Source organism: Streptomyces sp. NPDC058295, from assembly GCF_042880655.1.
Classification (GTDB): domain Bacteria; phylum Actinomycetota; class Actinomycetes; order Streptomycetales; family Streptomycetaceae; genus Streptomyces; species Streptomyces coriariae.
Genome location: NZ_JBHVYO010000083.1, coordinates 1 through 24168, shown reverse-complemented (window position 1 = coordinate 24168; position 24168 = coordinate 1). Strand labels below are relative to the sequence as shown.

Below are 24168 nucleotides of genomic sequence, written 5' to 3'. Positions count from 1 at the left end.
ACCACCGACTCGTCTCAGGTCTTTGCGAACCCGGACGGGACCTTCACACAAGAAAGCAACGCAGCGCCGGTCCGTGCGCAGAAGGACGATGGCACCTGGGAGCCCATCGACACCACTCTCGTGCGCAACACCGACGGCTCGGCGCGCGCGAAGAACACGACGGCTGGCCTGACCTTCTCGGGCGGAGGCAGTGGCGCCGGGCTCGTGACGTTGGAGGACAAGGGACACGAGCTGAAGCTCGGCTGGCCCACGGCACTTCCCGAGCCTCGGATCGAGGGGGCCACCGCCACCTACGCCGGAGTCCTGCCCGACGTCGATCTGCAACTGACTGCGCTGAGCTCCGGCTACACATCGGTGCTGGTGGTCAAGACGGCCGAGGCCGCGAAGAACCCGGAGCTCTCGACGATCAGGATGACCATCACCGGAGGCGGCCTGGATGTCGCACCGACGGCCGATGGCGGTTTCGTCGCGCGCGACGGTAACGGCACTCCTGTCTTCGAAAGCCCGGCAGGGCGGATGTGGGACTCGGCCGGAGACGCCACCTCTGGCACTTCCACGGCCGGCGTCACAACGCAGCTCGCCCGCACTGCCCTTGCGGAAGCCGAAGACGAGCCCAAGGCGAGCGGGACGACCCCGCTGGCCGCTGCCGGAGGCGAGCCGACCCCTTCGGAAGCCCCGGGCAGTGGTGACGCGGCGGCCGAACTCCCGCTCAAGGTCACCGGCACCGCTCTGGAGATCACGCCCGATCCGGCCCTGCTCCATGGCAAGGACACCGTCTTCCCCCTCTACATCGACCCGCCGACCAAGGGCATCGCGCTGGGCGACTGGACAGCCCTGGCCTCCAACGGCACCAAGTACTGGGAGTTCGACGGGGACAAGGGCGTGGGGCGCTGCTCTAACTACGCCGGCTACCTCTGCGCCAGCACCCCCTACACCCAGCGCATGTACTTCGAGTACCCGCTCTCGTCGATCCACGGCAAGAAGATCCTTGACGCGACGATGGAGGTGTACCAGCTGTGGACGTTCACGTGCGATCCGCACTGGTACGACCTGAGCCGCGTGGACAAGGGCATCTCCTCCTCCACCACGTGGTCGACCAGGCCCGCCGCGGTGGACCTGATGGGTGACCGGGAAGTGGCTTACGGGCGGGGCACCTTGTGCAGCCCGTCTCAGCCGGCGAACTGGGTGCGTTTCAGTGACAACGTTTCCGGCGGGGAGACCAACGAGAACCTGACGACCACCCTGGCGTCCTATGCCGCGAACAAGAAGGCGGAGATCACCTTCTCGCTGACCGCGCACGACGAGGCCGACGCGGCTGCCTGGGCGCGGTTCCGCAACGACGCGAAGCTGTCGGTGACCTACGTTTCCTACCCTTCCGTGCCGACCGACGCAAAGGTTCAGGACGGCACTGCGGGCAAGGCGTGCGGGACTTCCGCCGTGCCGCAGGTGACCGGCGACACCACGCCGAAGGTGTACGGAACGGTGCAGTCGGCGGACGGCTCGCAGGCACAGCTACGGGCGGCGTTCGAGGTCTGGAAGGCGGACGGCACCAGCCGTGCCTGGGCGGCGAACTCTCCCGCCAGCGCCTGGGTAGCGGACAACGCGGTACGTGACGACACGTCCCCCGCGCTGGCCGCGCAGACGGACTACCGCCTGCGCGTCAAAACACAGGCGTACTACATGACCGACCGGGGCGTCACCGGTGTCCTGGACTCGGCCTGGTCGTCCTGGTGCTACTTCCGCATCGACACCGATTCCCCGCCGCCGCCGGTCATCTCCAGCTCCGACGGCCGCTACCAGCCCGCCGACACCAACCAGACCGCAGACGGTGTGGGCGTGACAGGCGAGTTCCTCTTCACACCCGCCGACACCAACCCCACCACGGCCGGTATCCAGTCCGATGTCGTCAGCTACAAATGGCGGCTGAACAGCGGCGCAGTGTCCGCGCCGATCACCGTCGCGAAGGGAACGGCTGGCAAAGCGAACATCACCCCGAACCAGGTCGGTGAGAACACCATCCAGGTCTGGGGCTACGACGCGGCCGGCCACAGTTCCCTCACCGGCTACTACAGCTTCCTCGTCAACCCCGGTGCGAAGCCCTCAGGCGTCTGGCACTTCGACGGCAATGGCAACGACTCCACGACAACCGCCACGTCCCATGCACTGTCCGCCGGGACAGGGGCTTCGTTCAACGGGCTCGGCCGTGGGGGGCCGGCTTCCCTGAAGCTGGACGGCACCGCTGGGTATGCCCAGTCATCCGGGCCGGTGGTGGACACCACCAAGTCGTTCAGCCTCTCGGCCTGGGTGAGGCTCTCGGACGCTTCCCGTAGCCAGACCATCGTCTCCCAGCAGGCCACCACGCTGTCGGGATTCGCGCTGCACTACTCGGCCACCACCAAGCGGTTCGCCTTCTCCCGCTACCACACTGACGTGGCTGCTCCCACCGCCAGCCGCTCCACCTCGCTCACTGCCCCCGCAGTAGGCGTGTGGACCCACCTGACCGGCGTCTACGACGCCGTCGGCCAGACCGTGCAGTTGTATGTGAACGGCCGTGCCCAGGGGGCGCCGGTCGCCTTCACCACGCCGTGGGCGGCAACCGGCCCCTTGCAGGTAGGCAGGTTCCACAACAGCCTTGGATACGTCGAGTACTTCAACGGGGCTATTGATGAGGTACACGTCTGGACTCGAGTGCTCGCAGACGCCGAAGTCGTCCAGGATGCCCGCTTCGAAGACGATGACCTCAGCGACGGCAATGCCCAAGATCCGATCCCGGCACTCGTCGCCAACTGGGATGCCACCGACACGGCGAACGCGACCGGCACCACCATCGCGGACACCACCAGCGGCTACGGCCGTCCACTGACCCTCAACGGGGCAACACTGGCCCAGATCACCACCGGTGCGGACCCCGACACCGGCGAGACCGGCACAACCAGGCAGACGATGCAGCTGAACGGGACCAGCGCCTACGCCGCCGCGAGCGGACCCATCGTGGACGACACCGGCTCGTTCACGGCGACTGCCTGGGTGACACTGGATCCCGCCAAGTTCACCGACACCACCAAGTCGTACACGGTGCAGGTATTCGGCCAGGCAGGAACCACCCAGTCCTCGTGGGGCGTCTGGTACGAGCAGCCGGCAGGCAGCAGCCAGGGGCGCTGGACGTTCGGCCGCCCCGACAAGGACGGCACCGGCGCTGCCTGGACAAAGGGCCAGTCCGACCCCGTCGATGTCGGCGCCCGCAAAGGCGAGCCCGTCATGCTGACAGCCGTGTACGACGCACAGACGGCAGTCGACACCGCCACCGGCCCTCAGCTCGGTTCGCTCATCCTTTATGTCGACAGCGCACGCATGGGCAGCGAGGACGATGTTTCCTTCCCGACTCCCTGGCAGGGAAGCGGGGCGTTCGAAGTGGGCCGCGCGAAGATCGACGGCGCTGCCACCCGGTACATGCCCGGAACGGTCGACAGCGTCCGCATCTGGTCCGGCGCCACGGCCACTCACGTGATCGCCGAACGCTGGAACACCGAGCAGTAATCAACACTCGGGTGGCCGGGCGGGAACTTTGCCCGGCCACCCTGTCCTATCGCACCTTCTAGATCTCCGCTCCGGTCTTGGCTCTACCCCGGTGCGGCTCCTGCCCGTTCTCGAATCCAGGGAATCACGTGTCCCCATCGCCGTTTCGCACACGCTTGCCAGGGGCTGTCGTAAGCCGCTGGCTGGGTCGTGGCGTACTCGTTGCCTCCCTTTCCCTCCTCCCACAAGTCGTGGTTCCACCGGGCTACGACTTCACCGCGCAAGCCCAGTCCTCGGCTGCCCGCAAAAAGCTGGAGGACCAACCTGACGCAAAGATCGACAAGGCGGGGGTGCTTAAACCGGGCTCGTCCAAGGCGCCGAAGGACCAGGCGGCTCCCGCATCACGGGAGACGCGTGAGCGGCTGAAGAAGGCAGCATGGCCCGGTACCGGGAAAGCCACCGCCGAGGTTCTGGCGAAGGGAAGCGCCTCGGTCGACGTCGGCGGGCTCGGCATCAAGCTGGCTCAGGAGCCCGTCCCAGCGGCCAAGAACAAGGCAGCTGCGAAGGCCATCGGTCCGGCCGAGAAGGTGACGATCAGCGTCCACTCCCAGGCGGCCGCGAAGAAGGCGGGCGTCAACGGTGTCCTGCTCACCGTCGACCCGGCCGGAGCCGTATCCACGACGTCTGCCGGTGACACCGACAAGCTCCGCGTCTCCCTGGACTACTCCTCCTTCAAGGACGTCTACGGCGGCAACTTCGGTCCCCGGCTGAACCTGGTGACACTTCCGGTGTGCGCGCTGACGACCCCGGAGAAGGCATCCTGCCGGCCCCAGACTCCGGTGGCGGACGCAGGCAACGACGCAGTGTCCCAGACGCTGTCGGGCACCGTCTCCGCCCGGACCCTGACGGCCGGCACGCCGATGCTGCTTGCGGCGGCGGCTGACACTTCGGGCGGTGGAGGCGACTACGGCGCCACGTCACTGTCTCCGACCGCGACCTGGGAGGCCGGCGGCAGTACGGGTGACTTCACCTGGAACTACCCGCTGCGGGTACCTCCGGCGACGGCCGGACCGGCCCCGAACCTGTCGATCTCCTACAATTCTGCCTCGGTGGACGGCCGTACGGCAGGGGAGAACAACCAGACCTCCGTGATCGGTGAGGGCTTCTCGATCACCGAGTCCTACATCGAGCGCAAGTACGGCTCCTGCAAGGACGACGGCCAAGCCGGCAAGGGCGACCTGTGCTGGAAGTACGCCAACGCCACCCTGGTCCTCAACGGCAAGGCCGTCGAACTCGTCAACACCTGCGCCGACAAGACGGCCTGTGACACCGCGGCCCTGTCCGAGGCGACCGGCGGCTCGTGGAAACTGAAGAACGAGGACGGCACCCGCGTCGAGCACCTGACCGGCGCCACCGGCAACGGCGACAACAACACCGAGTACTGGAAGGTCACCGACGCCTCCGGCAACCAGTACTTCTTCGGCAAGCACCGCCTGCCCGGCTGGAGCGACAAGGGCACCACCTCCACCACTGACGACGACCCGGTCACCAACTCGGTATGGACCGTGCCCGTCTTCGGCGACGACTCGGGCGAATCCTGCTACAAGTCCACCGGCTTCGCCGACTCCTCCTGCAACCAAGCCTGGCGCTGGAACCTGGACTACGTCGTGGACACCCACGACAACGCCTCCGCCTACTGGTACACCCCGGAGACCAACTACTACTCCAAAAACGCCGACACCAGCATCAACGGCACCGCCTACACCCGCGGCGGCTACCTCGACCGCATCGACTACGGCCTGCGCAGCGACCTGCTCTACACCAAGCCCGCCGCCCAACAGGTCAACTTCACTTACGCCGAACGCTGCGTCACCTCCGGTGGCTGCACCAGCCTCACCAAGGACACCAAGGCGAACTGGCCCGACGTGCCCTTCGACATGATCTGCGCGGCCGCCACCAAGTGCACCACCCAGATCGGCCCCGCCTTCTTCACCCGCAAGCGCCTGACCGACATCACCACCTCGGTATGGACCGGCACCGGCACCACCCGCCGCGACGTCGACACCTGGCACCTGGACCAGAGCTTCCCCGACACCGGCGACGCCTCTTCCGCGAGCCTGTGGCTGAAGTCCATCCAGAACACCGGCAAGGCCAACACCACGACGGCCGCCATGCCGCCGGTCGTCTTCGGCGGCATCCAGCTGTCCAACCACGTCGAAGGCAGCGGCCCGGACACCCTGCGCTACATCAAGTGGCGGGTGCGCACCATCAAGTCCGAAACCGGCTCCACCCTCACCGCCAACTACTCCGACCCCGACTGCATCTGGGGCTCGAGCATGCCGGCGGACATCGACAAGAACACCCGCCGCTGCTTCCCGGTCAAGTGGTCCCAGTCCGGAGCGACCCCGACCACCGACTGGTTCCACAAGTACGTCGTCACCTCCGTCTTCCAGGACGACCCCTACGGCCACGGCGACACCGGCGAGACGTACTACGACTACCAGAACGGCGCCGGCTGGGCCTACGCCGACGACGAGGGCCTGACCAAGGCGTCCAACCGCACCTGGTCGCAGTGGCGCGGCTACGGCAAGGTCGTGCAGACCTCCGGCGACTCCGAAGGCCCGCGCTCCAAGAAGTCCACCCTCTACATGCGCGGCCTGAACGGCGAGAAGGAACTCGACGGCACCGCCCGCGTAGAGAAGGTCACCGACTCCACCGGCACCGCCATCGACGACTCCCGCCAGTACGCCGGCTTCGTGCGCGAGACCATCGTCTACAACGGCGCCGAGGAACTCAGCGGCACCATCAACACCCCCTGGTCGTACAAGACCGGCAGCCACACCTACAGCTGGGGCACCACAGACGCCTGGATCGTCCAGGCCGGCGAGACCAGCACCCGCACCAAGACCTCTACCGGCACCCGCACGGTCAAGCAGAAGACCACGTATGACACCACGTACGGCTTGCCGATCACGGTGGAAGGTACCGGCGACATCGCCAAGGCGGGCGACGAGTCGTGCGTGCGGACCGGCTACGCCCGCAACACCTCGGCCTGGCTGGTGAACGCGGTCTCGCGCATTGAGACCTACGCGGTCGGCTGCGCCGCCACTCCGGTGGTACCCGACGACGTCGTCTCCGACGTAACGATGGCCTACGACGGTCAGGTAGTCGGGGCGGCCCCGACCAAGGGTGAGATCACCGCCTCCTATCGGGTCGCAAGTTACAACCCGATCGACCAGGCGCCGGTCTACCAGAAGGTGTCCAGCGCTACCTTCGACAAGCTGGGCCGCCCTTCCACCGCGACCGATGCCCTCAACCGGACGGTCAAGACCACCTACGTCCCTGACGACACCGGCTACGGCCCCCTGACTTCCAAGACCACGATCGACCCCAAGATGTTCACCTCCACCACCGTCGTGGACCCGGCCTGGGGCACGGCCATCAAGACCACCGACGCCAACAGCAATGTCACGGAGTGGGCCTTCGACGCGCTCGGCCGTCTGGTCTCGGTCTGGAAGCCCAACCGCTCCCGCACGCTCGGCGACGCCGCCAGCATCGTCTACGCGTACAGCATCAACAACGACAAGGAGACCTGGGTCCGCACCGACGCTCTGAAGAACGACGGAAAGACCTACAACAGCTCCTACGAAATCTTCGACGGCCTGCTGCGATCCCGCCAACAACAGGTCCCCTCGCCCGACGGCGGCCGGGTGATCTCCGAAACCCTCTACGATGACCGCGGACTGGCCTACATCTCCAACAGCCAGGTGCACGACAACGTGGCGCCCTCGGGCACTCTGGCCAACACCTACCCCGGCTCCGTCCCCGCCTCCACCGAAACCATCTTCGACGCTGCCGGCCGCGCCACCGAAGACATCTTCCGGGTCTACGACCAGGAGAAATGGCGCACCAAGACCGACGAGCAGGCGGACCGTGCCGCCGTCACCGCCGCCGCGGGCGGCACCGGCACCCTGACGCTCGTCGACGCCCGCGGCCGAGTCACCGAGCGCCGTGAGTACGGCGGCCCCGTCCCGACCGGCAGTGACTACACCCGCACCCTGTATGAGTACACCCCTGGCGGACAGCTCAAGAAGCTGACCGGCCCGGACGGGGCAGTGTGGACGTACGGCTACGACTTGCGCGGCCGCAAGACCACTGCAACCGACCCGGACAAGGGCACCGTCACCACCACCTACAACGATGCCGATCAGCCGATCACGGCCACGACCACCCGTGGCGGCACCGATCGCACCCTGATCACTGATTACGACGAGCTCGGCCGTGAAACCGGCACCTGGGACGGGGTGCAGGACAGCGCTCACCAGCTGACCAAGTTCACCTACGACTCCCTGGCCAAGGGACAGCCGACCGCCTCGATTCGGTACGTCGGCGGCACTACCGGCAAGATCTACTCCCAGGTTGTCACCGGCTACGACGCGCTCGGCCGTCCCAAGGGGATCAAGACCGTCCTCGCCGCCACCGACCCCCTGGTCGTCGCCGGCGCGCCGCAGACCTTCACCACCTCCACCGTCTACAACAGAGACGGCACCGTCCAATCCACCTCGATGCCCGCGCTGGCCGGCCTGCCAGCCGAGACCGTGGCCAACAGCTACAACGACCTCGGCATGCTCACCAGCACCGCAGGCATGACCGGCTACGTCCAGAACATCGGCTACTCCCCCTATGGCGAGATCGAGGAGACCCGCCTGGGCCAGTACACCGGCGCCAAGCAGCTCCAAATCCTCAACCGCTATCAGGACGGCACCCGCCGCCTGGCCAATACCCACACCGTCGACCAGACCAACACCGGCTACACCAGCGACGCCGACTACGACTACGACGCCACCGGCAACATTCTGTCGGTCACCGACAAGGCCAACGGCAAGGACACCCAGTGCTTCACCTACGACGGCTACCGCCGTCTGACCGAAGCCTGGACCCCATCCTCCAACGACTGCGTCACCGCCCGCTCAGCGTCCGCCCTCGGCGGCCCGGCCCCGTACTGGACCAGCTGGACTTACAAGCCCGGCGGCCTGCGCGACACCCAGACCGAGCACAAGGCCACCGGTGACACCACGACCGCCTACAGCTATCCCGCAGTCAACGCCTCCGGCACCGGGCAGCCCCACACCCTGACCTCCCTCACCGTTGGCGGCACCGCCCTCACGTCGTACGCCTACGACGAGCAGGGCAACACCACCAAGCGCTACAGCCCTTCCGGCACCGCGCAAGACCTCGCCTGGGACATCGAAGGAGAACTCACCCGCCTCACCGAAGGCGCCAAGACCACCGACTACCTCTACGACGCCAACGGCGAACTCTTGATCCGCCGTAGCACCGAGAAGACCGTCCTGTACCTGGCCAGCCAGGAGCTCCACTACGACACGGCTGCCGACAAGTTCACCGCCCAGCGCTACTACTCCGCTGGCGACGCCACCGCCGTCCGCACCGAGGCCGGCCTGGCCTGGATGGTCGACGACCACCACGGCACCTCTTCGATGACGGTGGACGCCATCACCCAGGCCGTCACCCGCCGCTACACCAAGCCCTTCGGTGAGTCGCGCGGCGCGACGCCGTCGGTCTGGCCGGACGACAAGGGCTTCCTGGGTAAACCCGTTGACGCCGATACCGGACTCACTCACGTCGGCGCCCGTGAGTACGACCCGGTCACCGGGCGATTCTTGTCCGTCGACCCGGTCCTCGCCCCCGAGGACCATGAGTCCCTCAACGGCTATGCCTACGCCAACAACACTCCCGTCACCAAGTCCGACCCGACAGGCCTGCGGCCAAGAACGGCCTGCGAGACAGGGTGCAGTAACGGCCATGGCGGAACCGATTACGACCGTCTAGAGGCGAACGGCAAGGGTGGATGGACATACGTCTCCACCGAGATTTACCACTACAGCTATCCCGACGGCTCGTCGCTGGCACTCACAGTCACCAGCAGCGGCGGCAACGTGTCATACAAGGTCAACTTCAAGACCGGCCCGAGTCCGCTGCCGACCGTAAGGTACGGAAGCGACAGTCCATCCACCGCCACGCCCAGCCCCAGCCCGGGGATGGCTCCAGACCCCAAGTACAAGGGGACCGTCACCGGACCGTCCTGGGGCCTGGCCGGTGAGATCGCTCTGATGGCCTGCGGCTGGGTGCCTGTAGCCGGCGCCGGATGCGACGCCGCAGACCTTGGTCGCTCCGCCCTGAACAAGGACGCGGTCGGGGCCAGCCTAGGAGTAGCCGGTTTCGTTCCACTCGCAGGCGACGCGGCCAAGCTGCCGAAGCAACTCGACAACATCGCCGACGCGCTCAAGCTCGCCAACAAGATCGCCTCCTCGCCGTTCTCCGCCAAGTTGGACCGGATCTCCGAGCACCTGCAGATGAAGGACCTCACGGCCGCCGCGCGGGAATTGAAGGGAGAGGTGGTCGCCCGGAAGGCGGACGGTACTCCGTGGGATCATGTCCACGAGGTAGTGGACGCCCAGAAAGGCCTGATCAACACGATCGGTGACATCAACAAGAGGCTGGCCCATCCAAAGACTGGTGGTGCCGATCGGGAGCTACTCGTCGCTGACCTGGGGCGCGCCAGCAGAATGCTGGACTTCTCCGAGCAGTTCGTTCCCAGGCCGGGAAAGGGAGGATGACGATGATGCACGACGAGTACGTCCGGCAGTTGATCGCGCGGGCGAAGGATGGCAGCATCCCGCAGCGAGAGGTGAAGGAGATTGCTCAGGCCATGTCCGAGGGTAGGGCTGGCCGGGACCTCTACCGACCGTTGTACGCGGTGGCCCGCGCGGGTGGTCCGGCATACGAGCCTCTGGTCGCCAGCTATTTGATTTATCCCGAGGATCCCGAGGTCTCGGCGCTCGCTGTGCAGGTGCTCACGGGTCACTGGAGAGTGGGGGCAGCGTACCGGGAGCAGATCCTTGAGTTGCTGGGATCTCCCGAATGGGACGGCAGTGACGATGCGTTCATGGCTGCAGTCTCGGGGGCAGGGGAGATCCTGCACGACGGGTTCGACGCCGAACTCCTCCGTGTCCTGTTGCAATTGGCCGAGGAAGGCCGTGGTGAGTACAACGACGATCTTATGCAGGGATTCGCGGTGGAGGCACTCGCCCGTGCGTTGGGTGCCAGCCGCGCCGAGGTGAGTAGGCTGCCTGAGGGCGTCACCCGTGCGCAGTGGTCGCAGGGCCTGCTGAAGTCCGCGCGGGACCGGCTATACGAGGCGGGACATCAGCTATGAAGCCGTAACTTATCGGACAGGCTCCGACGGACTCGTCCCGTCGGAGCCTGTCCGATTACAGCAACAGGCGTCGGCCCGACTGTTGCCATCCTCGGCTGCCTCGGCCGGAATGCGACCTCCACCCGCAGCCGACCGCTTGTGCGGCTGACGTGGACGGCCGTTGTCGACTCATACTCGATGAGGGGCTGGGCGCCGGTGCGCTCGGCCACCGAAGGATGCCCACCTGTCTACATCTGTCGCCTACGCTCAGCCTGCACTGTCATGGCCAGGCTGCACCGCGTCGACGGACGCTGGTCACTGTCTCCCTGCGGTGGATCCGAGAAGACGCCAACGCCCATCCTAAGCCGGAACCCTGGCCGGGAGAATGGCAACTGTGCACATGGGAGCCCGGCACCTCTTCCCACGCTCGAGCGGCTGACGTGCTCAGCGTGACCTGTCGCATCCGGTAATTCTCATCGCGGCGTACCGCCATGCGCGCAAGCTGCGGCAGGCGCCGGCCGAGCTTGGCCTTGGGGTCTGCTAGCCGCGCTCGGGGCCCCTGGGACCGTCACAGAGCCCGTGCTAGAAGAGGTCTAGCGGACTGAATCAACCTGGCGCAGCGGAAAGTTGCTGGGACGATTACACGGCATCGGTCTGCCCCGCCTCTCAACTTGTATCGGGTCACGGTGGCCCGGCCCTGCGAGGGAGAGGAACCGGGATGGATACGACGACCGTCGTCTTGACCGTGGTCTCGATCGTCACCGGAAAGCTTTGCCTGCTGGCAGGCCTGTGGTTGCGTCTGCGGTATCGAACCCGGCATGAGCAAGTGCAGCGACGGCACCTGGCTTCGGTGACCGAGTCGATGGCTGAAGGCGGCCGCGTGGAGGTTGTGGAGCGGCGGCCTGACGGGCACAGCATCCACATCAAGATCACACGCACCTCGGGGGAGAAGCGCACGGCGTGAGTACCTACGACCCGGCTGTCACGACCAGTAGTAGATGCTGCTTCAGCTCGCTAGCTGGGGGCCTCTGACCTGCGACGCCTCAACTAGAGCCAGACAACTTTTTTTGTGTAGCTGACCTGCTGCTTCTCTGATTTGGGGCGCTCTGAGCTGGTACACCGCAACTTGGTCCGGACACACATCAAGTACTCGTGGACGTGTTATGCGGCAGTGGCCCAGAGGCCTACTGCCTTGCCGGTGGGCGGGCACGCGCCGCTCCAGAGACCGGGCATGTCCCCGTCGTGCAGGTGTGAGGGCTTTGTTCTGGGTCCTGATTGCGGTGATGATCTGCAGAGCATGCCGATGGCCGCAAGTGCGGTGCCCCGACGCCTGGGAGATCGTGTCCGATGCCTGACCTGCCTGCCCCGACTTCGACGGGTGTCCGTATCGCCGGTGACCGCTACCAGTGGCTGGTCGCCTGGCAGGGGTGTGTTGGCGCGGTGCGGGATGCGGCGTTGCGCGCAACCAACCCGGTGGTGGCAGTCGGCGTCGAGGTCGACGACGCGGGGAACTTGGACGACGTCGTCCTGACCGGCAGGCTCCGCCGCACACCTACATGCAGGTCAAATACGCTGCGGACAGTTCGACCCCGGTCAACGGGGACTACCTGCTCAAGCTCAGTGATCGCGGTGGTCCGTCGATCCTGTGGAAGATGGCGAGGGCCTGGCAGCAGCTCGCCCAGGACGGTACGCCGGTCGATCTCGCGTTGCTTAGCAACCGTTCCCCGGACGCCGGGGACCCGCTGATCTCGCTGCGGGATTCCCGCACCCAGCTGCTCGTACCGAAGGCGGCGCAGCAGGGCCCGAAAGCCAAGAAGGGGCAGGCGCGCGGGCGCTGGGCCGACGGCGCCGGGCTGAGCGAGGAGGAGCTGCTGGACCTGCTGAAGGTACTGCGCTTCGACCTCGCACGGGACGTGACTCACCTGCACGAGCACCTGCAGATGCTGATGTTCGCCGCAGGACTGCGGTTCGAGGAGGAGGCGATGCACGCTGGCGCCGACTGGGTCACCCGCCAAGTCGCCGCCGGGCAGCGCAGGTTGTCTCCGGCGGACGTCAGAGAGGCGATCCGGTCTTTGCACCTGGAGGCCGGCTCCTCACGTGCGGTGGTGTCCATCGCCACCTTGAAGCCCGACCCGATGGCCGAGGACGCCGACTACGCGGTGGACTGGACGGACCGCTTCGAGGGAGCCTCGGCCTATCTGAAGCGGCGCCCGCTGGCCCCAGCAACCTGGGCTCAGCTGCAGGCAGACATCGAAGCCGCGCCGCATCGGAGCCACCCAACACCGCAGCGGTCGCCGTGACCGGCAGTCTTCGTCTGGCACCCGCGTTCGTAGTCGGGGCCGCCTTTCGCATGGTGGCCGGCGCTGATTTGGCCGTGGTCCAGCGGGGACAATTGTGGTCATCCACTGAGGAATACGAGACGCCGCTGGCGCCGGCCGTCGACGAGCACGCCCTCGGTCTGGGACCGGACCTCGCCGTGGCCGTCGCGGTCGCCACCGACCCGACAGCGGACGTGCTGGACTTCCTGCGTGAACAGCAGGTGCCCGTCTCCCGGTTGCTGGTCCTGCGCCCGCCCGCCGGAGCAAAAGACAACTCAGTCCCGGACGCGGCGGCCGCCAACGCGTTGGCCGTCGGCATCCGGGACCTCCTGCGCCGTGCCTGCCGCGCACACCCCGCGATCCACCTCTTCCAGGCCGGGCCCATGGGCCTGTCCCTGCTGCTGGGCAACCGGTGGAATCGGCTGCGCCCCACCACCGTGTACGAGGACGTCAACACGCAGCAGGTGTACGAGAAGGCGTTCTTCATCGACGCATGAGGACCCGGCACTCTCGCTACGATCTTGCTGCCGGAGACGGCGCCGCGGCTGCTTCCTGGGCGAGCCGCAGGTCGTGGTGGATCAGGGTGAGGCGGTCGCGTGCTGCCAGCCCAGCCCAGCCCAGCGCGGTAGCGATCGGCAACGGGCCGTGGAAGAACAGCCCCTCCACAGCGGCGGGTGCCGCCGAGACGCTTGGCCGTTCCCGCCGCGCGGCCTGCCAGCGCTCCCGGATCCAGGTGGCCACCGCGGTCTACAGGGCCGAATCGTCCGGCAGCTAGGTTCTGTCTCCTTGACCGTTCACAGGCTGGGGGCGTTGCGGGCGGTCCATGGTGGTGCCGTCAGGATTCCGCCCAAAGGTGGCCTCTAGAACGGTGAGGAGGTCTTCCTCGGGGACCATGGTGCGCACGTCCGCTAGAACCTGGGGAAAGTCGGCGTCGTCGATGACGCCTGTGTGCTCCTGACGGAGTTGGTGGATGATTTCGACGAGTTCTGGTCGCAGCCGCATCCAGGCACGGAAGCTACGGATCTCTTCATCGACTTGGTGCATGAACCAGCGCATGACCTCGTACGGAACGTCGGTGTGCCCTGCATCCGAGCTGAAGCACACCGTCGGCCTCCGTGCCGGATCCTCGTCAGGGACGATTGCGGTCACGAGAGTCCGCTGCTCAGCCACGAGATCCAGTTCCAGATACCACGCGTCATCGGGCACGGAGTACATCGCGGTGATCGCGTAGCCGCCGTCGGGGTGTCAAAAGACCATTGCGGCATGCTGCCACGCTCCGATCAACCGGCAAGCAGATCAGGGAGCCACGCTCTAGGCGTGATTGGTGTCGATGACGAGGCAGGCATCGCGCGGGCCACTCGCCCCCTGGGGGTCGGCAGCCGATAGCCGGCGTGGTTGTCAGTGGCGAGTCGTACTGTGGTGAAGGAGCAGCCACAGACGCCTGTTTGCGGCCACTGAACTCCCGCCCGGGAGCCAAGCGGCGCGGGGGTGCACCTGGGCTGGACGACCCGCCCGAGGAGGCACAACTCACGGGGCTGAGGAGCTACTCGGCCCGTTCCTGGCAGCCCTCAACCGGGTTGCCACCCCCATTCCCGGCCAGCCCCAGCCGCTCGCTGCTGTGAGCCAGGCCCAGCACCATCCAACACACCCACCCCAGGACCGGAGGGCCCGATGGCTCACCTTAAGCAGCAGTTCAAGGATGCGCTGAGCTCCATCGAGCCCGGCGACGACAAAACCAATGCGCCCAAGGCCCATCGCCTCGTCCGCGATGCCCTGGAAGCCGACTCGAAGCTCGCCGAGTACGGTGTCAGTCCGGTGCTGATCGGCTCCTACAAACGCAACGTGTCGATCCGCAGGATCAAGGACGTCGACGTGTTCGTGCGCCTTGCCGATGTCCCGGCGGACGTGACCTCGAAGGACATCCTCGACAGGTTCTTCAAGGTGCTGCATGCGGAGTTCGGCACCGACGCCGACGGGCACCGGCGTACCAAGCGTCAGGACCGGAGCCTGCAGGTCTCCTTCCCTGAGTACGACCTCTACGTCGACGCGGTGCCCGCCCGTCCCTTCGGTGACGGAACGTGGGAGATCCCGCAGAAGGGCGACGCGAACGAGTGGGTGCGCACCAACCCTGACGGGCTGACCGAGCTGTCGAGCACGATGAATGCGGACCACGACGAGTACTACGTACCGACCGTCAAGCTGCTCCGGCAGACTCGTCGGGCCCTCCTCTCAGGGAAGAAGCCCGGCGGCTTCTTCATCGAGATGGCCACCTACCAGGCGTTCGCCTCAGGCGCAGTCACGGGCAACGACCAGGCGGAGTACTACGTCAGCGCACTCCGGGAAGTCAGCACGATCGTGGACAACTTCGTGACCTACGGCATCGCGGTGACCGACCCGACCCTGCCCGGACACACCATCCGCATCCGCGCGACCGACGACGAACTGGACACCGCGCGTACGCGGTTCGCCGACGCCGCGGCGTCGGCAGAAGCTGCGCTCGAGGAGGAGGACGCGGGCAAGTCCGCGCTGGCGTTCCGGAAACTTCTGGGGAAGAACGGCGATGGAGACACGGTCTTCCAGATGCCGCCCAACTTCAACGAGGACGGCAGCAAGAAGGCATCCGCGATCTCGCCCGGCTCCCGCGTCGTGCCGGCCGGCACGAGGACCTTCGGGTGACGTCCGTCAGCTTCGACGAGTATGTCGCCTCCGCACGACAGCACTTCGAGGAAGGCCTGATCCGCACCGGGTTCCGCGAGCTCGAAGCAGGATGGGAAGGGCCGGTCCCGCACTCGGCAGGCACGACCCGCGTGGTGATCGGCCTGCCGTCCCGTTTCCCGTTCCGGCCGCCGACGGTGACGCCGGTCGGTCACGACGCGGTGCCCTGGTCCTGGCACCGCGACCTGGACGGCGGCCTGTGCCTGGTCGCCGAGGACGATCACGACGGGTTGTGGTGGACAGAGGCACCGGCGTTCCTCGAACACGTCACAGCGTGGTTCGAGCACGCGGACAACGGCTGGCAGGACGACCGGCCCGACCTCGACCTCGACCGGTACTTCCAGCCGTCCGCGGACCGGCGCCTCTACCTCTACGACGACCTCGCCCTTTACCTCAACCGCTTTGTCCGCTTCAGCCCATCCGGCAACAAGACGATGCGGATCAGATACGGCACCCGCCCCAGGAAAGCCTTCGAGGGCGGCAGGGACCGCTTCGGATACGTAGCCCACCTTGGCAAGGTGGACGTGCCGCCGCGGACCTGGGCAGACATCTCCGCCCGGATCGACTCCACCGCGGACCTGGACCGCGGAATTCGCCAGCAGTCGATCGCGATCGTCGTGCTGATCTACCAACGCGACACCCACGACGGCGCGATCGTGCTGGACGTGGCGCCCGCCAAGGAGGGCGGCACAGTGGTCACACGTCTGCGCTCGGCGGCCGACACCGAGGCCGCCCGATCGTCTCGCGCAGGCGTCCGCGCCCCCGAACTGCGTGAATCTGCAGTCGCGGTCGTCGGCGCCGGCGCTTTGGGCTCGTTCATCGCCGACATGCTGGTGCGCTCCGGTGTCCGTCACCTCACGCTCATCGACGACGATGTCGTCATGCCGGGAAACCTCGTACGCCACCTGGTGGGACCCGACGCGATCGGACTGCCCAAAGCCGAAGCGGTCAAGCAGCACCTCATCAGGCACCACAAGGCGCTGGCCGGCATCATCGGCACCAGCAATCACGCACTCACCTCGGGCGCCGACGCGGCTGACCTTCTGCGCAACCACGACCTCGTCGTGAACGCCACCGCCGACTTCGCCACCACCGCGCTCCTGCACGTCAGCGCCCTGTCGCTGGGCACACGCGTCCTGTCCGCGGCGCTCCAAAACGACGGCCGGACCTATCGCATCGACGTACTGCCACCGCTCGACGCCGCCGCACCCCTGCCGCCTTCGACGACCACAGCCGACACCCAGGCACCGCCACTGTTCGAAGCAGGCTGCGGAAGCCCGATCTCCCCAACCCCGCCCCACGCGGTGATCGAGGCGGCAGCAGCAACCGTCCGCCACGCCATCGGCCTCCTCGTGGACCGCCCCCTCCACCCCTCAGGGGAGACACGCCACCTCCACCCCACACCCCAAGGGAGCCAGCAGTGACCCGGCCGGCACCACGGATCGAGCTGCACCAGGACGCCTACGAGGTCATCGCGTCCGCGGCTGCGCAGCAACTGCCGCAGGAAACAGGCGGCATCCTCCTCGGCTACCGGGAAGACGCCAACGTCGTAGTCACTCATGCCCTCGTGGTCGACGGACCAGGAGCGTCCACCCACACGTATGTTCGCGATGACGTCACCGCGAACACTCTCCTCACCGAGTTCCTCGCAGGGCGAGCGAGTGACGATCCAACCGGCTACGTCGGCGAGTGGCACAGCCACCCCGCGCCCTCCGGGCCGAGCCCGAAAGACATCGCTGCGCTGCGGGCAACAGCCAGGCAGCACGACGGCCCGGTCGCACTCCTCGTTTACGCCCCCGGCAGGCAGAACCCCTTCTTCGGGCTGATCGCCCGGCGCCAACGATGGGGACGCGTCATCAGCAAGGCAGCAACAGTCCTTCGGCCACCATCGAGGTTCCAGGCGCTGGGACCACTACCCGAGGGCGCGGTCCGGCGTGATGGCCCCGTGTTCATCTCCTACCGGCACTCCGACGGGTCCCCGCAGGCCGAGTCGATCGAGAACCTGCTCAGGGCCGCCGGTCTCGTCGTGTGGAGAGACCGAACCGACCTGCGCCCGGGCACGACGACCGACCGGCTCGAGCAGGCCCTGACGCAAGGGCTTTCGGCAGCCGTGCTCGTCGTGACACCGCAGATCGCCCACAGCGACATCGTCCGAGAACGTGAACTGCCCCGGCTGCTCCAGCTGGACGAGGATCCAGCCTTCAGCCTGTGCATCGCGAACAAGACCCCCAGAGCGGGAAGCGATACGCAGTGCGACTACGCCGCACCGGACCGGCTCCTGAGACTCGCTCCCTCCCAGATCCTCGCCGACAAGAAGCAAAGCAACATGCTCCAGCCGTCCGGCGAGCGCGAGATCGTGTGTGACCTGCTGATGCACCGGGTCGAACAACGCAAGTCCGCCATCCGCAACGAGGGCCGCGCCTTCACGATCCGAGTCCAGACCCGCCCTGACCCCTTCGCCGTGGACGCCGGCGAGGACGATCTCCACATCCGCATCAGGGCCGCCGACGACGGGCGCCTGCCGTCACGAGAGGGACTCAAACTCCTGCAGACCACACTGCCCCTGATCAGCGACGCCGTCTACGCCACCGGCGCGCACACGGTACGCGTAACCGGCGGAGCCCACCTGTCGGTGGCCCTGGCCCTGGGAGCCGCCCTGCCCGAGACGAAGATCGGCAACGCTGAGGTCGTCGACCTCCGCGACGCTCTGTGGACGTCCGTACAAGCCGGCGACGACCCGCTGACCAGCGAACTTCATACGCAACCCGTTGACCTCGCGCCAGCACAGACATCCGACGGCCACAACCGCGTCGCGATCTTCGTCAGCCTGACGCCCGCTCCAGACCGGACCGCATTCGAGCAACTCCTGCATGACTCCAACGACCGCTTCACTGCGGCCGCCACGGTCTCAGTCACCAGCAGGGACAGCGGGGGTCTGCTCGATCCACGCGAGGCCGCACGCCTCAGCACGGCTATCGCACAACAGATCAAAGAGCTGGCCGCACGCAACGGCCGTGCGGAGGTGCATCTCGCCTTCCACGGCCCCTACGCGATGGCCCTGCTCGTAGGGCGATACCTCAACACACTGCGCACCGTCGTCTACGAATGGGACAACGCGACCCCCGAGGGGCCGCCCCGCTACACCCCGGCTCTCGTGCTTGAGCCAGGTGCCACCGGCGGACCGATCACCGAGGTCCTGCTCAGCGCCTAGACACGGTGTCGAGGCAGACATCGCCGTGATGATCAGCAGGCTTTGGTCCGGGGGCGTTGTCAGTGGTGGGGCCTACCGTGGTGAACGAGCAGCCATCGATGCCTGTTGCCGCTGCGGCGGTACCACCACCGGCCGCCGTCTGACGGACGGCTCGCCCGCCCGGCACCGCGCGATGCGTGCCCGTAGCCCTACCAGCTGGTCGTGACCCAGACGGTCCGCGCCGTATCGGTCCATGGTTCGGACGGGCGCTGTCTTCTCGCGAACTAGCCGCCAGACAGGCGGCGTTGTGCAAAGCTCTGCGAGGAGTGGACTGTCCGTTGTCTTCCTCTTTCGCCTTCTGTGCATCCCCGTCGGGGTGCACAGCGCCTTGTCTCAGCACTGGGACGGGGGCGGAAGGTGAAAGGGGATGGGTAATGGGACGTCATCGTGGCCGGCACCGTAAACAGGAGGGGCCGCCCGAGCATGACAACGGCCGCTTAGGACGCTGGTGGATCTTGAAATTCACCGCCGGTCTGTGCGCGAGCGCAGCCGGGTCGGTCTTCAAGCACCTCGTCCTAAGCGACCGTTAGCCCACGGTGTGGACGGGGCCCTCGCATGCTTCCGACGGCTGTAGGGGGCCTCGTTCACGTGCACCGTCTCCGCGAATTCAGGTTGCGGTGACGGCTCTTAAGACTCTACCCAGCATGAGTCACTCACGGATCCAACATGGAGAACAAGACTGCCGTTGGACCGGATTCCGCAAGTCGGAGAGTGCGAGAGGTCCGCAACCTGTCCGGGTGGGTAAGGTCCGCAAAACGACTCACGGACCTTACGGGCCGATGGCCCGTCTGGATCTCCTACCAGCGCGATGTCGTCTGCGACGATCCGTAAGTCGACTCACGGACCCACGAGGACCGCGCTACTGCGAACCTGCGGGGGGCGGCGCATCCCATTTACGCCGCCCCCGCACCTCGCGCCTACCTCCGGGACGCGGATGGATCAAGTTTTTCGCATCCCGACTGCCCGGCAGCCACGCTCCTAGCCTGCCGTATTCAGGAAGCCGCCGCTCCAGCCGCTGTCGACGACGACGGGGTGCTCGGGGGTGGCTTCCGGCGGTGCCGGGTCCATCGGCTCCGTGCCCAGCGAGCCGGGGTTGTGGCCGGGCACCCAGTTCCCCGTCTGCGGGTCCTGCACCGCGCGGGTGGGCGGGCGCAAAGCTGTCATCAGCTCCAGCCCGGACACGGCCGTCGACCCTCGCGGGGTGATGACCCGCTGCGCGTACACGCCCAGGACGCGGGCGACGTCGGCCGGCTCCATCTCCACGACCCCGGGCCAGGACCGCTCATCGAGGGCGTCCCAGGACAGGATGGCGAGCTGCACGCACTGCCGCTCTCGCCCCTGGGCCTTGCGGTAGATCCTTGCCCACGGGCCGAATCCGCGCTGGGTGAGCCGCCATTTCGCTTTCACCACCTGCTTGACCACCGGGTGATCCTCCGCAAGGCGCAGGGAGCGGCGCTGCTCATGGCCCTCGAGGCGCTCGGGCAGTCCGAGCTTCACGGCGGCCGCGGCGGTGAGCACGATCAGCGGATCGCTGTCCTTGCCGTAGCGGTTCAGTTTCGGCGCTCCGAGGCCGGACTCGTGCAGCGTCCACTCCACCAACTCCGGAACCGTGGTTGCTGGGCAGTCCAGCACGATCCCGTCCGTGCCGTACGCGCTGCCGTCACCGTCCAGGACCGCGAGCGGGCCGTGCGGGAAGCGCGGATCGGCTGCGGGCTGAGCTGCTTTCCTCGCGGCCGGACGGCGCGCCGCGGCCGGCGGGGCGGCGGGACGGGCCGGTCCCGTGACTGGAACGGCGCGAGCCTGCGGGGCGTCTGCCGTCTCCACCTCGGACGGGGCCGGTTCGCTGGACTCCGCTGGCGCCGGCGCGGCTGCCGAGGCCGCACCGGGGGCGGGGTACTTGGCCGCCCAGCCGTTCAGCAGCCGCTGGTAGGCGTCCAGGCGCGGCGACTTCGGCTCCGAGCGGCCGTTCTCCCAGTTCTTCACCGACTGGGTCGTCGTCTTCAACGCGGTAGCGAGGCGGGCCTGGGTGATGCCGGCGGCCTCACGCAGCCGGGCACGCTCCGCCGGAGGCGGCAGGTGCGGCTCCTCGTTCAGCAGAGCGTCGACGGACGCGAACAGCTCTTCCTCAGATGCCATTCCCTGCCACCTTCACGTCAGAACCCGAGACTTCTTAACCAAAAACTTTAGCCCACTCCTTAACCCTATCGTGCCCATTCCAATCCCAGCGCAGCGAGTGCGGTGAGTTTGTCGGTGGTGAGCTTCGCCCGCCTGGTCTTGCTGTTGGTCAGCCAGACTCCGAGCTTCACCTCTGACCCGTCTGGCAGCTCTTCTACGTGACCCCTGGGTACGGTCAGGGAGCCCGTGCGGGACTTGTACTGCGCCAGGGCCGCAACGCCCCGCTCGAAGGCACTCACGGGCGCCGTGGACGGCTTCGCGGGGGCTTCCGGCTCCGGAGCCACCGGGACGACGCCGACGGCCTCCAGGCGTTCGCGCTGCCCGTCGTGCAGGGCTTGCCAGACCTTCGGTGTCCGCTGCCGGGCGAGCCACTTTCCGATGTCCATGCCGTGGACCGTGAGGCCCGGCAGGACTTCCGGCTGGCCGTCTTCGTCGGCCACGAGCTCGCGTAGTGCGGCGTAGTGCCGTTGCCATTCCGCCGGCCACGATGGGTTCCAGTCCTCGTCTACGGCTTCCAGTGCCGTTTTCCATTCGGGGTGTCCGTCGAGGGCGCCGGGGCGGCGGAGGTTGGACAGCCATTGCCCTACGGGCCGGTCCAGCATGGTGGCGGAGCGGGGCGCGCACAGCGTCCAGTGATCCGCGTAGTACGCCTTCGCGGCCTCCAGGTTCTCCTGGAAGCGTTCATCGCCCGGCGACCAGACCATGCCGAGCTGTTCGAGCCGTCGGGCGCGTTGGCCGGCCATCTGTCCGGCTGCGTAGGCGCGTCGTTGTTCCGCGACCCATTGCCCAAGCGGTGTCGCGCCCTCGCGGTGTCCGTAGGGCACGCGGGCGTTCCCGACCCGTTCGACGTACGTCTTCAGCTTCGCCCAGCCGCGTGCCCAGTCCTGGCGTTCGGTGTCGATCACATTGAAGGAGACCCAGTCCGCGACCATCACCGGATCCCGGGGGGCGGCAAAACGGAGCAGCAACCGTGATTCTTCCTCGCCGTCTTCTGGTGCGACACCGATGTTCACGGACGGCTGCGCCACGTCCTTCTGAGGCTCCTGTGGAATCGCGAGCAGTTCCACGGCCTCTTCATCGTGAGCCCGTAGCCCTTCCAGGACTTTCACCAGAGGCCGATAGGAGCCGGAGGTGAACATGTCCTCCGGCTTTTCTCCCGGCTGGAGAAACACCGGCACGATCAGAGAGGCGAGCTTGCCCTGTCCAGGCTTTTGACGGAGCGCCCGGCCGATGGCCTGGACGATGTCGTGCGGCGCACCCTTGGGGTCCAGCAGGGCAACCGAATCCACGCTTCGAATATCGACACCCTCGCCCAAAACACGACAGTTCGAGAGCACGGCCCGCTGCGCGGTGGTCCCGAACGAGCCGAGGACCTCCCGCCGGCGCTCGGGGACGTGCTCGCCGCACAGCCAGTTGGCCCAGATCCGCTTCGGGTAGGTCTCTGGCTGGTCGGCGCGCAGTTTGGCCGCGACGCGCTCCAGTCCTTCCGCGTACGCCTGCGCCTCGATCGTGCGGTGGTGGAAGGTGATGCACGTCGACAGATCATGCTGCGCCATCGTGTGCAGCAACGCGGCCTGCAAGGCCCCGAGGCGCTGCCCGCGGACCTCCTCGGTGTGCCGCTCCTCGCCCATCAGCTTCTCCGGGGTGACGACCGGGTCCTTCAGCTCCAGCACGATGATCTGATACCGCGCCAACAAGCCCCGGGACACGGCAGAGGCGAGCGAGAGCTTGTACAGGACGGGCCCGAAGACCTTCTCGTCATCCATGGAAGCCGCCATCTCCCGCGGCAGCGGATCCCGAACCCCCTCGGCAACCTCCCGGTTCAGCCGCTCCTCCCAGATCCGCGGCGTGGCCGTCAGGTACAGCCGCCGGGAAGCCGGGATGACGCTCTGGTCGTGAATGTCCGCCCACGCCTTCCCCATCGACCCCGACGTCCGGTGCGCCTCATCCACCACCGCCAGATCCACCGGATCCAGCTTCTGCCCGTAGACACCCTCGAACGCCTCCGCCAGAACACCCAAAGACGCGTAGGTGGCATAGATGGTCACGGGCCCCTGGCCGTGCCACAGCGCCAACTGGATCGGGTTCGTCGTGGAGCGCACCTTCAACGACCACAGCTCCGGGTCGTCCTGGAGCGAACACACCGCAACCGCCGGCCCCTTGTGCCCGGCCTCGTGCCACGCCCTCACCGTCTGCGCCAGCAGATCCAGCGTTGGCACCAACACGAGCACACGCCCCCTGGGCACAAGCCGCCTCGCCGACGCGGCAGCCATGATGGTCTTCCCCGTCCCACACGCGGCGTGCACCTGCCCGCGAAGACCATTCCAGGGAATACCACACGGCGGAACATCGAAACCGCGCACAATGGCGGCAACGGCCTCGATCTGGTGATCACGCAGCTTCACGGACATGCCCCGTGTTCTCCTTTTCGCGGAATGCAGCGCGTAATAGCAAATGGAATACAGGCGCAAGGTGCGCGGCGGTAGGGGTGTAGCATCTGATCCCAGACTCTACACAGTCACAACTCGTGATGCATCATCCGCACATCAACTTCGCTCCCGAGGGTGGCACATGGCTCAATCTCACCCACAAACGTCCGGTTTCCCTGTATACTGGTAGGCCATTGGTGAACATGCCGGGATAGGCTCGACGGATGGGGGAGGGGTTCAGGGTGGAGCGCAGCGGAACCCGTCACTACAACGAGGCTGGCACCCCGTCAGTCCGACGGTCCGTCATATTCGCTGCCGGGATGGTAGATGGGAATCCCAAGCCCTACACAGTCCTGCGGGTGATGCACCCACCCCTTATCGCCAGCCCCAAGAATCCCGCTTGCGGGATTCCCTAAATTCGCGCTTGCGCGAATTGACACGCATTCAGAATTCCGCTTGCGGAATTCAATTCCCGCGCTTGCGCGGGAATTTGGTGGAGCGTCAGCGGAGCTTTTCCCTATGCAGCGCGCCAGCGCTGCATATCCCCGG

General features: G+C 66.9%; 11 protein-coding genes and 1 pseudogene. 9 read left to right on the top strand and 3 right to left on the bottom strand.

Annotated elements, in window-relative coordinates:
- The 6 genes from ACFVYS_RS42180 to ACFVYS_RS42155 form a co-directional block, all read left to right on the top strand.
- On the top strand, positions 1-3537 hold a 3537-nt coding region (locus tag ACFVYS_RS42180; RefSeq protein WP_389510990.1), incomplete at its 5' end, for a LamG domain-containing protein.
- 230 nt (positions 3538-3767) lie between these two features.
- Positions 3768-10154, top strand: coding sequence for a polymorphic toxin type 28 domain-containing protein (locus ACFVYS_RS42175; RefSeq protein WP_389510988.1), 6387 nt, complete (start codon positions 3768-3770; stop codon positions 10152-10154).
- A gap of 2 nt (positions 10155-10156) precedes the next feature.
- A complete protein-coding gene (locus tag ACFVYS_RS42170) occupies positions 10157-10753 on the top strand; it encodes a hypothetical protein (protein ID WP_389510986.1) in 597 nt (198 codons plus the stop codon).
- Between the two features lie 697 nt (positions 10754-11450).
- Entirely contained in the window at positions 11451-11696 is a 246-nt protein-coding gene (locus ACFVYS_RS42165) for a hypothetical protein (protein ID WP_389510984.1), read from the top strand.
- Positions 11697-12288: 592 nt separating this feature from the next.
- Positions 12289-13032 carry a hypothetical protein gene (locus ACFVYS_RS42160; protein ID WP_389510982.1) on the top strand — a complete coding sequence of 248 codons (744 nt, stop codon included), beginning with the start codon at positions 12289-12291 and terminating at the stop codon, positions 13030-13032.
- The gene (locus tag ACFVYS_RS42155) at positions 13029-13547 is read left to right on the top strand and encodes an SAVED domain-containing protein (RefSeq protein ID WP_389510980.1); all 519 of its coding nucleotides are present in this window, start codon (positions 13029-13031) and stop codon (positions 13545-13547) included. Before ACFVYS_RS42160 ends, ACFVYS_RS42155 begins: the two co-directional genes overlap by 4 nt.
- Before the next feature lie 274 nt (positions 13548-13821).
- Here the strand turns inward: ACFVYS_RS42155 and ACFVYS_RS42150 are convergent, their stop codons facing one another.
- On the bottom strand, positions 13822-14265 hold the full coding sequence (locus ACFVYS_RS42150; protein WP_389510978.1) for a hypothetical protein: 444 nt from the start codon (positions 14263-14265) through the stop codon (positions 13822-13824).
- 456 nt (positions 14266-14721) lie between these two features.
- Here ACFVYS_RS42150 and ACFVYS_RS42145 point away from each other — a divergent pair, with 456 nt between their 5' ends.
- Genes ACFVYS_RS42145 through ACFVYS_RS42135 form a run of 3 tightly spaced genes read left to right on the top strand, consistent with a single transcriptional unit; the run spans position 14722 to position 18976 of the window.
- Entirely contained in the window at positions 14722-15726 is a 1005-nt protein-coding gene (locus ACFVYS_RS42145) for a nucleotidyltransferase (protein ID WP_389510977.1), read from the top strand.
- Positions 15723-17189, top strand: a complete 1467-nt coding sequence (locus ACFVYS_RS42140; protein WP_389510975.1) for a ThiF family adenylyltransferase — start codon at positions 15723-15725, stop codon at positions 17187-17189. The genes ACFVYS_RS42145 and ACFVYS_RS42140 overlap by 4 nt, the downstream gene beginning before the upstream one ends.
- Positions 17186-18976 (top strand): SAVED domain-containing protein, encoded by a 1791-nt coding sequence (locus ACFVYS_RS42135; protein ID WP_389510973.1) that lies wholly within the window; start codon positions 17186-17188, stop codon positions 18974-18976. The genes ACFVYS_RS42140 and ACFVYS_RS42135 overlap by 4 nt, the downstream gene beginning before the upstream one ends.
- 1029 nt (positions 18977-20005) lie before the next feature.
- Here the strand turns inward: ACFVYS_RS42135 and ACFVYS_RS42130 are convergent.
- Both ACFVYS_RS42130 and ACFVYS_RS42125 read right to left on the bottom strand, forming a co-directional pair.
- A pseudogene (locus ACFVYS_RS42130) lies at positions 20006-21151 on the bottom strand (helix-turn-helix domain-containing protein); the annotation flags it as partial.
- A 65-nt stretch (positions 21152-21216) separates the two neighbouring features.
- Entirely contained in the window at positions 21217-23601 is a 2385-nt protein-coding gene (locus ACFVYS_RS42125; RefSeq protein ID WP_389510971.1) for a Helicase associated domain protein, read from the bottom strand.
- Positions 23602-24168 lie beyond the last annotated feature (567 nt).

Bases quoted from the DNA above. Each gene is read 5' to 3' on its own strand.
- ACFVYS_RS42170 (WP_389510986.1), top strand. From the start codon at position 10,157: ATGATGCACGACGAGTACGTCCGGCAGTTGATCGCGCGGGCGAAGGAT.
- ACFVYS_RS42165 (WP_389510984.1), top strand. From the start codon at position 11,451: ATGGATACGACGACCGTCGTCTTGACCGTGGTCTCGATCGTCACCGGA.
- ACFVYS_RS42160 (WP_389510982.1), top strand. From the start codon at position 12,289: ATGCAGGTCAAATACGCTGCGGACAGTTCGACCCCGGTCAACGGGGAC.
- ACFVYS_RS42150 (WP_389510978.1), bottom strand. From the start codon at position 14,265: ATGTACTCCGTGCCCGATGACGCGTGGTATCTGGAACTGGATCTCGTG.
- ACFVYS_RS42145 (WP_389510977.1), top strand. From the start codon at position 14,722: ATGGCTCACCTTAAGCAGCAGTTCAAGGATGCGCTGAGCTCCATCGAG.
- ACFVYS_RS42125 (WP_389510971.1), bottom strand. From the start codon at position 23,601: ATGTCCGTGAAGCTGCGTGATCACCAGATCGAGGCCGTTGCCGCCATT.